At 31.1% G+C, this 12,046-nt stretch carries 14 protein-coding genes and 1 pseudogene; 9 read left to right on the top strand and 6 right to left on the bottom strand.

Translation table 11 applies throughout. The annotated features are described in order from the left end of the window. The first annotated feature begins 417 nt into the window (after positions 1 to 417). On the top strand, positions 418 to 1,254 hold the full coding sequence (locus tag DFR85_RS19140; protein ID WP_110269670.1) for a hypothetical protein: 837 nt from the start codon (positions 418 to 420) through the stop codon (positions 1,252 to 1,254). On the opposite strand, the gene DFR85_RS19135 is transcribed toward DFR85_RS19140, so the two are convergent. Beyond that, complete coding sequence (locus DFR85_RS19135; protein ID WP_432417923.1) at positions 1,246 to 2,016, bottom strand: SPL family radical SAM protein; 771 nt, start codon at positions 2,014 to 2,016, stop codon at positions 1,246 to 1,248. The two genes, DFR85_RS19140 and DFR85_RS19135, sit on opposite strands and share 9 nt — an antisense overlap. Beyond that, positions 2,013 to 3,197, bottom strand: coding sequence for an Nre family DNA repair protein (locus DFR85_RS19130; protein WP_110271770.1), 1,185 nt, complete (start codon positions 3,195 to 3,197; stop codon positions 2,013 to 2,015). Before DFR85_RS19130 ends, DFR85_RS19135 begins: the two co-directional genes overlap by 4 nt. A gap of 204 nt (positions 3,198 to 3,401) precedes the next feature. On the opposite strand from DFR85_RS19130, the gene DFR85_RS19125 reads away from it, so the two are divergent. Both DFR85_RS19125 and DFR85_RS19120 read left to right on the top strand, forming a co-directional pair. Continuing rightward, on the top strand, positions 3,402 to 3,683 hold the full coding sequence (locus DFR85_RS19125) for a type II toxin-antitoxin system RelE family toxin (protein ID WP_210433954.1): 282 nt from the start codon (positions 3,402 to 3,404) through the stop codon (positions 3,681 to 3,683). 327 nt (positions 3,684 to 4,010) lie between these two features. Continuing rightward, a pseudogene (locus DFR85_RS19120) lies at positions 4,011 to 4,313 on the top strand (type II toxin-antitoxin system RelE family toxin). Between the two features lie 438 nt (positions 4,314 to 4,751). Here DFR85_RS19120 and DFR85_RS19110 read toward each other — a convergent pair. Both DFR85_RS19110 and DFR85_RS19105 read right to left on the bottom strand, forming a co-directional pair. Next, positions 4,752 to 5,213, bottom strand: a complete 462-nt coding sequence (locus DFR85_RS19110) for a hypothetical protein (protein WP_110269667.1) — start codon at positions 5,211 to 5,213, stop codon at positions 4,752 to 4,754. Positions 5,214 to 5,287: 74 nt separating this feature from the next. Continuing rightward, complete coding sequence (locus DFR85_RS19105) at positions 5,288 to 5,506, bottom strand: helix-turn-helix transcriptional regulator (RefSeq protein WP_110269666.1); 219 nt, start codon at positions 5,504 to 5,506, stop codon at positions 5,288 to 5,290. 425 nt (positions 5,507 to 5,931) lie between these two features. Here DFR85_RS19105 and DFR85_RS19100 point away from each other — a divergent pair, with 425 nt between their 5' ends. After that, the gene (locus tag DFR85_RS19100; RefSeq protein ID WP_110269665.1) at positions 5,932 to 6,909 is read left to right on the top strand and encodes a hypothetical protein; all 978 of its coding nucleotides are present in this window, start codon (positions 5,932 to 5,934) and stop codon (positions 6,907 to 6,909) included. Continuing rightward, on the top strand, positions 6,900 to 7,358 hold the full coding sequence (locus DFR85_RS19095; RefSeq protein ID WP_110269664.1) for a hypothetical protein: 459 nt from the start codon (positions 6,900 to 6,902) through the stop codon (positions 7,356 to 7,358). Before DFR85_RS19100 ends, DFR85_RS19095 begins: the two co-directional genes overlap by 10 nt. Positions 7,359 to 7,707: 349 nt before the next feature. Here the strand turns inward: DFR85_RS19095 and DFR85_RS19090 are convergent, their stop codons facing one another. Together DFR85_RS19090 and DFR85_RS19085 are read right to left on the bottom strand one after the other, a co-directional pair. Then, positions 7,708 to 9,066 carry an MFS transporter gene (locus tag DFR85_RS19090; RefSeq protein WP_110269663.1) on the bottom strand — a complete coding sequence of 453 codons (1,359 nt, stop codon included), beginning with the start codon at positions 9,064 to 9,066 and terminating at the stop codon, positions 7,708 to 7,710. 200 nt (positions 9,067 to 9,266) lie between these two features. Then, on the bottom strand, positions 9,267 to 9,899 hold the full coding sequence (locus DFR85_RS19085; RefSeq protein ID WP_110269662.1) for a hypothetical protein: 633 nt from the start codon (positions 9,897 to 9,899) through the stop codon (positions 9,267 to 9,269). 339 nt (positions 9,900 to 10,238) lie between these two features. On the opposite strand from DFR85_RS19085, the gene DFR85_RS19080 reads away from it, so the two are divergent. The 4 genes from DFR85_RS19080 to DFR85_RS19065 all read left to right on the top strand — a co-directional run bounded on the left by DFR85_RS19080 (position 10,239) and on the right by DFR85_RS19065 (position 11,625). Further along, the gene (locus DFR85_RS19080) at positions 10,239 to 10,409 is read left to right on the top strand and encodes a hypothetical protein (RefSeq protein ID WP_162582610.1); all 171 of its coding nucleotides are present in this window, start codon (positions 10,239 to 10,241) and stop codon (positions 10,407 to 10,409) included. A gap of 47 nt (positions 10,410 to 10,456) precedes the next feature. After that, the gene (locus DFR85_RS19075) at positions 10,457 to 10,705 is read left to right on the top strand and encodes a hypothetical protein (protein WP_110269661.1); all 249 of its coding nucleotides are present in this window, start codon (positions 10,457 to 10,459) and stop codon (positions 10,703 to 10,705) included. A gap of 117 nt (positions 10,706 to 10,822) precedes the next feature. Next, complete coding sequence (locus DFR85_RS19070; protein WP_246252986.1) at positions 10,823 to 11,152, top strand: hypothetical protein; 330 nt, start codon at positions 10,823 to 10,825, stop codon at positions 11,150 to 11,152. A 197-nt stretch (positions 11,153 to 11,349) separates the two neighbouring features. Next, complete coding sequence (locus DFR85_RS19065) at positions 11,350 to 11,625, top strand: hypothetical protein (protein WP_110269659.1); 276 nt, start codon at positions 11,350 to 11,352, stop codon at positions 11,623 to 11,625. Positions 11,626 to 12,046 lie beyond the last annotated feature (421 nt).

Below are 12,046 nucleotides of genomic sequence, written 5' to 3'. Positions count from 1 at the left end.
TATCACCAGAAATAAAATATTTCATAATTAGCTAACTATATGAACAAATTATAAGCATTATTAACAGAGTTTTAAATTTCTTATATAAAATACGTTAAACAGTTATTATGAAAATGAGAAGTTTCAAAATAACTTCATAGTTAAATATATTATTTTTATAGAAATCTTTGAAAATATAGTCCATTAATACCTTTAACTCTCTATCTATTATTAGAATCATAAATAGTAAAATCCTATTCTCATTCTGAGCTATGTAAGCTATCTTAATTATTATATATCTTTTATAAATAATTCCATAAATCTAATATTATTTATATTGAATGAATTATTATAGGAATTATATACTCCTAAATGTACTTAACTTCGTAAAGCTAAAAAGAATAGTTCTATATATTAATGAAATATAAGTAAATCAACATGAATTCTAAAAGGGCGATCAAAAGAGTTAAAGAATTTCATGAAGATATGTTGGGAAAAGAAAAAGGAAGACTTAGTTTTTACTACACTTACCATTCACTGGAGTATGAATCGTATTCTAAGTCAGGCGTTTCTTTTGAGAAAAGTCTAAGCTCACTTTTCTCTAAAATTAAAATTCCTAGAGAGAAAATAGCAGGTAAATACGGAAGTTTTTTCATTGACAGAATTAATAAAAGATTAGTTTATCTTTATAAAGATTTAGCAATAGAAAATAATTATTCCGATTCTTCAGAAATAGACGAGATAAAATCTGATAATGATGGATATCAAGAATGGCTAATGATATCTAAAATACTTAATTATCCTCCATCTGGAATAAAATTATCTATCATAAAATCAAAGACAGAATTAATTTTGGAAGAACTAAAAGATTATTTTATTAAAATGCATGGAGACGATGGCAAAAAGATATACTATTCAATTTATCATTATGCAGAAGCAGAATCTATAAAGGATTACGCTAAAGGACTGAAAGATGTATTAAAGGATTATATAGTTAATGACATAGAACTTGAGGGAACTCAAATTCCAGGTAAGCTAGGAAATTTTTACATCAAAGAGAACGAAGAAGAAATAACTTATGCATATGATAAAATTAAGTTTACTGTAAAATATGAAATAGATCCTAAAGATTTCAAAAAGATAGAAGAGTACATTCTTCATCATAGGGAATTAATACCTAATGCACATGGAGATACAGAAGATTGGATAATAAATATATTTAGAGCACCCTTTGCTAAGGGAGCTAAAATAAAAATATGCGTAGATTCACCATAAAATCTTGTATTTTCTTCTTTTTTCAAATATCCAATCTTCACTTTCCTCATGACATTCCACGTTATATTTTTTACATAAAGACAGTATTCTATCCCTTATATTTTCCCACCAAACTGAGTTACCTTCTGAAAAATTCAAACCCTTATAGTATCGAAATTTATCAAAAACTATCCTAGTTTTTATTTTAGATACTTCCCTAATAACTTCTTCAACATTATCAGTAAAATTAGGAATAATAGGCCCTAGAAATACCCAAGTTTCTATTCCTTCTTCACTAAGTTTTTCTAAAGCAGTTATTCTAGATCTAGGTAAAGGTGCATTCTCTAATTTTCCTTCCATAGAAGTTATTGTGAAACCAACGTCTACTTTTTCCTTAAACTTCTTAAGAATATCGATATCTCTCAAAACTAAAGGAGATTTAGTTTGAATAGATACCCTAAAACCATGAGAAAGTAATATATCTAGACTTCCCCTAGTTAATTTATATTCAGCTTCAACAGGTTGATAAGGGTCAGTGATTGTTGAAATCCCTACAGTACCTTTCTTCTTTGCAAGAACCTCTTCTTTCAGAATATCCAGGATATTATCCTTAATTACTATTACTTCTCCCCAATTTTTTGATGCGTCTACATCCCTAGTAAAATTGGGTGCATAACAATACTGGCACTTAAACTTACATCCCATGTAAGGATTTAAGCTATAATCAAGTTCCTTTAACCCTGATTTTGAGAGCGCAGATTTAACTCTAATATGTTTTATCATCGTAACCATCTCTCAATACTTTCTCTCTTTATGAAACTTCTTTTAATCCATGAACCTAATCCTGATCTTAATTTAAGAGATAATAAGGCATCATCTACGCTATCAAAAACCATAGGTTTAGTTTTAAATAACTCTCTTACGTTTTCCCTAACAAACCATACGCCTATAGGAAGATTAAATCCAGAATATATTTCCCTCCATAAAATTGCAGTAGCTTGCTTTTTTCTTGAAAGAAGAAATTCCGAAACTCCAATTCTTGACGCATAATAACAACCTCCTATTTCTGGATAGTCTTTCCTTCCAAAATATCCTTCGTTATCCACTTCTATTCCAACTTTATTTCCAAACTTGTTCCATGTACTTCCAGGAAACCATGCCTCTCCCCATTCAAATGACCATTTATTTGGAATAAGTATAGCTACAAAAAGATTTTTATTAAATTCTCTAACATAAACCTCGACCTTGTCTATTGTTTCATATTTCTTTATTTCATTTACTAAATTATCTGAGATTATTTTATCTACGGCAGTTATGCTCCATCGTGTTGGAACCAATTTCCTTTTTATCCCTATATTACCTACACTAAGTATTCTAGAAATTCTTTCAACGTCTATGCCTGACTTATATAAATACATTATACCTTCAGAGGACTTTAAGTCCTTGTCCTCAAACACTTTCTCTACAGTTTTTTCAGGAGGTGGTAAAGTACCTAATCTTATTTTCTCTACAGGAGCTGAAGGACCAAGAGGAGGATGATCTTCATCAAAAATTACATTTTTTGGTTCATACTTAAATTTCATTTCTATTTCTGCAGGATTTGGAGACAAGGAAAGAACTTTAATATCTTCAAGTAACTTTGAAGGATTTTTAGCTTCATTAACATGAAATCTATCTCCTCCTCTTGCCATACTTAACCTTAAAGAGAGGAAATCATCTAAATTCATTTTAATCCATTCTTTAGGATTTTCATAGACTGAGGTATTTCCTTTAATTGGTGGAGAAGAAGCAAATACACTTATTTTAGGATAGCCTATTCTTCCCACGAAAACCGAGGGAGGAGAAGAGCCATCTAAATCTTTTGGAATATCTATCCTCATCCTACTCTTAATGAATACAGGACAATAGGAAAGACCACAAAGATATTTGGTACCTCGACAAAGAATGCAAAGTTTAGGATCAATATTCACATTATAAAATATCTTGATAGAATATTAATATCTAATGGTTAAATTTACGACGTTATTTTTACGTTAATTCTACTATTGTTATTATTATTGTATTATTACAACTATTATCACTAATGAGATAATAAATAAGTAAAAAGATTTTTAAATTTATTTTCTTTTTCTCTTTATGTGGTTTGTGAAAAGTGGGAAATAAAGTTCATGATGAAGAAAGTCAAGGAAGCTAGAGATTTAGCTAGATTTGTTGCTAGAGAGTTTTCTAATTTGGAATATTTAATGTTAGTTGTTGATAAACTAGAATTGTTGAAAGGAGATCCATTTAAGTACTCTAGAGAGAAACTGGGTAAGGATACATATGGAAATCAGATGTTCTCTATTGAAGTAACTGGAGATATAAGAATTCTTTACAGTGTAGATTCAAAAAACTGCATAATCTTTATTTGGGAGATTGGGTCTCACAAGAAGGCTTACGGTCGGGATTAAGCTCATAATAAGCCTCAATTAACATTTTCCTAAATTCTTCCAAATCCTCTTTACTCTCAATTACTAGGTAACCTTCTCCTTTTTCATCCTTATCTTCAATTCTCATATAATATAAATTTCTCACAGAGGTTATTAAAGATGTAGTCTAAGTGAACTTTCCAGTTTACTAAAAAATCAAAGTTTACTCATCTCTAGGGCGATTCAGGTTTCCTTTGCGAATTCACTTTATTTTACTATGATTATTATTGTATTATTACAACTATTATCACTAATGAGATAATAAATGAGTAGAAAGATTTTTAAATTTATTTTCTTTCTCTTTCTATTGTGGTTTGTGAGAAGTGGGTTTTTAGATTTTTGGTTAAGGGTGAGATGGATAGAAGAGAGTTCATAGAATGGTTAAAAAGAAATTTCCCTCAGTCAAAACTTCTAAGACTGATTCTTGAAAAATTGGGATTGATAAATGAAGATCCATTTAAGTACGCTAGAGAGAAGCTTGGAAAAGATAAATACGGTAATCCTACGTTCTCCATAGAAGTTACATGGTGATATAAGAATTCTTTACAGTGTAAATTCAAAAAATTGTATAGTTTCATTTGAGAGATCGGGTCTCATAAGAAGGCTTACTAGCCTTAGCCTTTTCTTCGTCTTTCATTTCTTTAATAGCCTCCTCAAATACTTCCTTTACTTCATTAAAGTCACTGAATTCAATAAAAATGTCTTCTTCTTTCTTCACAGTCTTCATATATATAAACTTATAATAAAGTTTATTAAAGATATAATCTAGAATAAACTCTACAGTTTACTGATTAAAAATTCAAAGTAGTTAGTCCTCATCTTTATAATCTCGCACTCTATAGTTTCTCTGTTGTGTAGAACTGGTTTAGGGAAAACTAAGGCTGTAACTACGAGTATGAATACAATTTATGTTAGTTATTTTTGAAAAATTTTATCATGTTTAGATTTGATGAATTTTTTATCATATAATAATTTTAATACAAAAAAGATATTTTAACTTAACCATCATATCCAGATTATAATTGTTATAAAAAATATTTCTATAAAGAATTATGAATTCTCTTCTTTTACAGTTATTAGCTGAGTATTAGATACAGTTGCATTATGAGCCTTCATAGAAACTACGTAGTAAATTAAAATTGTAACATTATACTCTCCAGACTGTAGGAATATCTTTTTACTTTCATGATGTTCTTTACTAAGAATTATAGTATGGTTAGCAAATTTTAATATTACTGTAAAATTAGAGAATTCTCCCTCTAATGCTCCATTATTTAGCTTAAACGTGTAATATCCTGAATTTATTTTCATTGTTGCAGTAGACGAATAATTTCCTTGTTCACCGGCGGTTAAATTACCTAAATTAATATTTGCCGATAATATTTCATAGTTATTATTAGTTGTATGGATTGAGTAGCTTATATTAGCTAAAGTACCTAAGAAGGAATCTCCTATTACTACTCCTAATCCTACTAAAGGTATTAATACTGCGGCTAAGATTAGTTTATTCATATTTTCACCAAAAAACTAATTGTCTATTCCTATATTAAAGGAACAAGTAGCGGAACAATGTGGAACGTCTAGAGTTATTGGTTTTCCTCATTGGCGATATAGAATATTTTCCCTTCTTTTTTAACTTCTTTTACATAACCAAGACTAACCAATTTCTTTACTCTCCTATATGCAGTAGTTTTAGGTAAATTAGTATATTTCATAATTTCAGATAAAATTATTTTACCATCTTTTATTGCTTTTAATACTAACAAATCTCTATCATTAAGCCGATAATCCTTTGGAAGTTTCACACTCGTTTCATTATCTAACCTATTTACATTAGGCGTTGACGTAACAAAATTTTACCCTGTAAACCTGAAATGGATACTAAATCTAATAGAAACTAAGAGTGACTATTTATATTTACCACCTAAAATTATTTAAGAAAAAAAGAAAAGCCATCATGAGACGCATAAACTAAAATGAGTTATGGCTTAGGAGCTTTTTAGAAATAGTGCATATTAATAGTCTCATAAAGTTCTTATTCATTTTGACAGTATAAATGGGAAATAATGAGACAAAAACTTAATGAAAGTACCTGTGTTAAACGGTAAGTTATACAATACTTAAATATCGATTGGAGTGTACTAAGCCCCTGCAGTGCAACAAAAATAGATTTCAATATAATGAATTTAAGATAGAAAAATTTAAAATTTGCTAAAAATATTTGTTACTCATGAGTCAAGAGAAATACGATTATCTTATAGATTACGTTAACTATATGGAATATATAGCTATTATTCAGGTCATAATCTTTAGTACAGCTTGTGAATATAAGAATATTTTTTATTGTGATGCAGATAGTAGAATACGTATCTGGCAAGACATAAAAAATAGTATCTTTGTACTTCTAACTAGTGATGAAATTACTTACCTTAGTGGTGCAAATCCTCAAAAGATCAATTATTTCTTTAATAGTGCCCCAGAACAGATTATAAGGCAAACATGTCAATCATTTGTGTATAATACAAATATTGCAAATAACTTAGTGAAATATGAACTAGAAAACTACGAGAAGTTGAAAAAAGCTTACATAGAGTTTGTTAGATCCATGATCTACAAAATACTAAGTACTAGTTCTACGAGCGAAATAATGGACATTAAGCAAGCATTAAGTCAGCTCTTAACCTTTGTTAAAACGAAGCAGCACGCTTTTAATGTTGTGAGATTTACAACTCATGTTGGAACTATATTTGTTTTAGATGAAGATCTAAAGCCAGACGTACCAAAGCCTGACAGTTGGAGATATGCAATAAAAGGTCTAGATATCATATTCGAGTGCAATATTAATGGAAAGCAAGACTTTATGTATGCTTTTCCTGCTCCCATGTTTACTGATGACTTCGTAAACTTACTACAGGAATTCCTAAAATACAAAACCGATACTACAACTCCACCACTGAAAGAAAACGATGAGACCCCGCTCCAAGATGTAAGTGGTTATAGATATAGTTCCACTGGAGTCAATGAGACTATTACTTCAGTCCCACAACCCCTACTTCCAGTTGTATGCTCCTCGGAAGACATTAGGAATACCTTTATGGGCGTTAGAGATCCCTTAGAGGCGGCTACTGCTTACGCTTTTAAGCTTCTAGGCTTCGACGTCAGGACTAACGTATATGAAAAAATAGGGCAGGACAAGACGTGGAGGTAGACGTAAAGGCCATTAAAGGAGGTCTTGAGATCTACGCCTCTTGTAAGAACTTAGATAGACCTGTAGATAGGCCAACAGTTGATCAGGAAGTAGGCAGAGTGAACAGCCTAAAGAAGCTTCCGCATTTGAAAGTTCTGGTAGTCTCATCTCTAAACGATCAAGCTAGGGAGACCGCTAAGAGCGAGGGATTCCTTCTAGTTGAGCTCAATAGGAAAGTGACAGATGAAGACTTAGATACTGCTTGTATAGAGATTAGGAAGCAATTAGAAGGATATTTTGAGACTTTAGCGCCACCGGAGCTTGTTTCTGCTTATACAGCCTTACAAGCAGCATTGAATTCCTTAAATGATGTAGAGGAGGGACTTAAGAAAGTAGAGGAGGGACTTAAGAAAGCAATAACAGCTCTGCAGAAGGCTAGCAACAAGCAGAGTACGATTAAATTTATTTAAATTAAGATAATATGATTCCTTAGACTTTAAAGGGTAAGATATATTTTAATTTACTAATACTAAATATGCCAAAATCTCACATACACAGTATAATATAAATACTATGTTAAATTTCTTAAACAACTATAATAGTTGTAGGAATCACTAATTTATTAAATATTCTTAAATAAGAAATTTAGTTTTTATTCAAAAGATAAATTATATTAGAGAAATAAATAGTTAATTATTAATAGCTTATTCTTCTAATTCTTTAGCTTTATCTTTGTAGGTTGAAGTGTTTCCTCAATATTAGGGTTAATGTGTTTTACATTATCAATATATGATATGTAATCTTTTCTTGTTTCTTCCTTTACTTTATTTTCTCTTCACTTTCTATTTCTCTTGACGTCTCTTCAAGAGACTTTCTGCCTGTTTCTGGTAGCACTAATGTGAATAGGGCTAGCATAATAAGATATATGGCTATTGATGGCAATAAAGCACCTATAAGCCCGTATTTGTGGAACAATATTGGAAATAATAAAGTACCTATTGCTCCTCCAGATTTTGCAGTTGCTACAACTATTCCCTGAACGAAACTCCTAACCTTGGTAGGTGATAGTTCTATAGCAGGCAATCCAGTACCTATAATAGGATGAGCACCAATATTATAAACAAAATAGTAACTAGAGATTATAAGAAATAGAAACACGTCTGGTAAAATTCCTCTTAATGCCACAAAAGATGTTAATACTATAATTAGTGAAATTAAAGAAATTGACTGAGTGATTTTCCTGCTTCTGTCAATTAATATTATACCTAAAAATGCTCCAGGCAAGGCAAACGCTAAATCTGTAATTATCTTATATACTGCGGGGTCTGTAATTCCTATTTGCCTAGCTATTAAAGTTGGACCGAATTCCTTTATGCCTATATTAAGATCTAGTAGTGCCCAAAGAAGTGCAGAAGTTAAGAAGAACTTCCAGTTTCTTCTAAAATATACGAATGCAGGAGTCCTATCTATTGTTACGTTTACGTTTACTTCATTTCTTCCAGTTATCTTAATTACAGCATTCTTAAGCTCGTTTATATCCCCTTTTATTCTACCTATATACCTTACGGTATCCGGCAATCTTCTTCTAAAATAAAATACGCTTAACGCAGGTATAACTCCTAAGGATAAGGTTATTCTCCATAACAAGGATGTAGAGACGTGTGACAAAAGTAGAGAAAGAAAAACTAAAGATGCAGCAATATCGCCAAGAGTTATCATTATCACTCTTCCTATTGCAATTGCCTTTCCTCTATCTAATGCATTAAAATTTTCTGCTATAATTACTGGTGAAAGTACAAAATCTGCACCTACGCCTATTCCTATTATTGTTCTTAATAAGAAAAGTTCATAGGAATTATTAACAAAAAATTGAAGAATAGATCCTATTCCCATAAGGAGAACATCTATTCCATAATATTTCTTCCGACCTTTGTTAGATAATATGCCAAATATTAAGCCTCCTATTACCATACCAATATATCCAGTCGAAACTAAAAGGCCTTCAAATAGAGGTTTTTCACTACTACTAACGTGAAGTGAAGATAACGTAATTAAGAGGGTTAAAGATATTGCTGTTCCTTCATAGCCTACGGTAAAAACTCCCATTCCAGTAATTATTGTATTTTTAGTCATGAAAGTATTCCATTTTAAATTGTCTAAAAAGTAGAAAGGTTTCATTGTCTTGTATTTTTAATAGTTGTTTATAAAGATTATCTCTATTTTATTAAAATTCTATATATCACTATATATTAAACTATATTAATATAGCACATAAAATCTATATAGATAAGCAAGTATATTATCGTATATACTTTTTATTAGATATAAATAGCTAAATTGGAATATACTCAATTTTTAGGATCGTTTTCCTTATACTTTTACAGCTTATCCAGTAACTCACTTTCCAAGTAAATCTTAATTGCTCCCTCTTTCTTTAGGTAATTTAACAAACCGCTTAAACCTTCTCTTCCTACTATTCCCCTTAATTCCTTCCTACCTATTTTTCCGTGATCCTTAATTACCCTAAGTATTTCACCAGCCTTTCCTCCAACGTCTTTATCCTTTACAAACTCAATAACCTCTTCAACATCACCCTTCTCTATAGCCTTATCAACCATCTTATTTACTGCCTTCTCCGTATATCCGTATTTCTTATAAAAATCAATAACTTCCTCCCTGGTCATCTTCTTCTTTAGAAGGTCTACCAACTCTGGAGGCCTCTCTAGAAGAAGGTCACTATCGATAGCTACCCTAACTATTTTCGGAATATCCTCCTCATTTATCCCTTTCTTCTTCATCTCCTCAATAACTTCACTGCTTACCTCAACTTCCTTATTACCCTCTACCTTCAACCCTTTAATTACCTTGAGCTGGTCTTCAGTAAGTGACCTTATCAATACTTTCAAAGCCTCGCTTATATCCGCCTTTTCCCCGTAAGCACCCCTAATTATGTACCCCTTCCTTTTTACATATTCTCTGAACTCTTTTTCTGATGTTATTTTAACCTTCATACGTTATATTCTCGTTCTCTCCTTATAAATATTTTTGTTAATGTTTTCTATCTAAAATATACGGTGTAATTTTACATAAAATACGTAAACAGAAATATTTAAATACTTGATAAACATAGATTAGAATGGATAACAGAAATATGGAATACAGAGGACAAAAAATTCCTGAAAAGGACTTACTACTTTGAGATCATTTTGACGATAAAGAATCATGAAGAATTTACTGCTGAGATTGACGATGAGGAAACTGCAACAAGATAATACGAATATATTACTCAAAATTATTATGAAACTGGAGTAACAGAGTTAGATGAACAAGATAGGGAAATAAGTAATTACATGATGTATTTTGAGGAAACTGAAAACGAGTTTAGGGATTATTTCGTTAGAATCGACATTACTAAAAAGGTTGAAATCCCTAGCGGTGACATAGTTGAGGCAATGCTTAACATGAGAATTAGAGTTTTAAAGATTAAGATTAAGTCCTACTGGAGGATTAAGGAAAAATAATTTCGGCATTCACTCTGCTTTATTTTTCTCCTTTTCATTTAATAGTTATGGAAAAGATCTTTGTTGATTTAAAACCTGGAGATAAATTAACCATTTTAGAAGATAAGGAAGTCCTTAAATTAAGCATGTTTCTCCAAAATGAGAATGAGATTATGGACAAGAAACACGTATTTATCATAATTGTAAGGAGTGATGAGCACGAGAAGATTGCAAGAGCGTTTTTAGAAAAGACTAAACTCCAGGGTACTGCAATACTTGTTAGAATGCACGCAAATAAACAAACTTTTTCTCAGTAAACTGGGGAGTTTAAGAAGTTAGATAACTAGAAGAGTAATAAAATAATAATTTAAAATTAGTAAGTATAATAACATGAGGTAATTCTGAAGATGCATGACCCATGTGAGAGTTACTTGATGAAGATGCATGACTGTGAGAGTTATGTTGAGTGCGTTTTGAGAAGCAAAGGTTTTAAAATAATAGCTAGGGATCAACACGGTTACGACGTAGAAGCGTATTACCCTTCTGGAATGTATTACTATTTTGTTGAGGTTAAATGCGGCCCAAGAGCGAAACTGAGCAGCTATCAACGTCGTTTCAAATCCGCTGTGGAAATAGCTAGAGAAGTAGGATTCAACTTTACTACTGATAAAGGCTTAGAGTTAATACCGAAATTCGTCCTCTGTCAGTTCGATGATAAATATAGGCTCATAGCCGACCAGAGCTGTAAGAAGCTCCTTAGATAATTTAGTTCTTCAGTAAAGCTATACGGTTCTAGTATGAAGAGGTAAAGAAGCTTTTACACATTAAAATAAACAAAGTACTATGGACCCAAACTCTAGCTATTTTTGCAGATCAAACTCCCAGTAGGGGTTATTAGTATTTATTTGAGGTCAATACAAGTTTAAGGAATATTTAAATCGTAATGCATTCAACTATATTTGTGGAATATAAAAAAGTATTTGTAGAATACTTAAGGCCATTTAGAATCTTAGAATTTAAATATGGGACTGTTTTGTGGAACGAATTGTTGAAAAAGGATTTAGTAATATTAAAATTAGCATTGTTAAGCGATTATAATAGGATACCGCATAGGTTATCAAAAGTCTTACATGACATACCATTTACACAGTTTATTTCGAGAATAGGTGTTTTGAATATTGAAGAGATAAGATATAAGAATTGGAGGTTTTTCTCAATTTTTACCACCTCTTTCTGAAGAACTTAAGAAGACATATAACATAGAAAAATTTGCAATATACGGAATAAAGAAGCATTACAACCCCGAAACGAGATTATTTGACCCAGACACGCTAGATACCATAATTATAAAGCCCGTGAGTTTGGAGGAGGCGTATAGATTTATTCAATCTCTTTAACAATAAGAAGAAGAGAATAAAGGAGAATATAGATAAATTACAGAAGATACTTAAAGAGTATAAAGTTAAGATAGTTTTCACTTATAGTCCAAGTAGCTTGCTTGGTCCTTATAGTAAGTCTATTATAGCATGCGATTGGAAACTCTATCTTGTAGAGGAACCACCTAAAGAGGTCTGGGAAAGATTTCTTCAATATTTCGGGATTGACAGCAAACCAGATGTTATTTATGTAGATTACAACAAGAGCAAGTATAAAATAAC

The organism is Acidianus brierleyi, from assembly GCF_003201835.2.
In the GTDB taxonomy this organism is placed as follows: domain Archaea; phylum Thermoproteota; class Thermoprotei_A; order Sulfolobales; family Sulfolobaceae; genus Aramenus; species Aramenus brierleyi.
Note: the sequence above shows the minus strand (reverse complement) of the source record. Positions and strands in the feature narration are given on the sequence as shown.

What these genes read in the sequence shown, in the direction of transcription:
- DFR85_RS19140 (WP_110269670.1), top strand. Translation starts at nt 418, where the DNA reads ATGAATTCTAAAAGGGCGATCAAAAGAGTTAAAGAATTTCATGAAGAT.
- DFR85_RS19135 (WP_432417923.1), bottom strand. Translation starts at nt 2,016, where the DNA reads ATGATAAAACATATTAGAGTTAAATCTGCGCTCTCAAAATCAGGGTTA.
- DFR85_RS19125 (WP_210433954.1), top strand. Translation starts at nt 3,402, where the DNA reads ATGATGAAGAAAGTCAAGGAAGCTAGAGATTTAGCTAGATTTGTTGCT.
- DFR85_RS19110 (WP_110269667.1), bottom strand. Translation starts at nt 5,213, where the DNA reads ATGAATAAACTAATCTTAGCCGCAGTATTAATACCTTTAGTAGGATTA.
- DFR85_RS19100 (WP_110269665.1), top strand. Translation starts at nt 5,932, where the DNA reads ATGAGTCAAGAGAAATACGATTATCTTATAGATTACGTTAACTATATG.
- DFR85_RS19090 (WP_110269663.1), bottom strand. Translation starts at nt 9,066, where the DNA reads ATGAAACCTTTCTACTTTTTAGACAATTTAAAATGGAATACTTTCATG.
- DFR85_RS19085 (WP_110269662.1), bottom strand. Translation starts at nt 9,899, where the DNA reads ATGAAGGTTAAAATAACATCAGAAAAAGAGTTCAGAGAATATGTAAAA.
- DFR85_RS19080 (WP_162582610.1), top strand. Translation starts at nt 10,239, where the DNA reads ATGATGTATTTTGAGGAAACTGAAAACGAGTTTAGGGATTATTTCGTT.
- DFR85_RS19075 (WP_110269661.1), top strand. Translation starts at nt 10,457, where the DNA reads ATGGAAAAGATCTTTGTTGATTTAAAACCTGGAGATAAATTAACCATT.
- DFR85_RS19070 (WP_246252986.1), top strand. Translation starts at nt 10,823, where the DNA reads ATGAAGATGCATGACTGTGAGAGTTATGTTGAGTGCGTTTTGAGAAGC.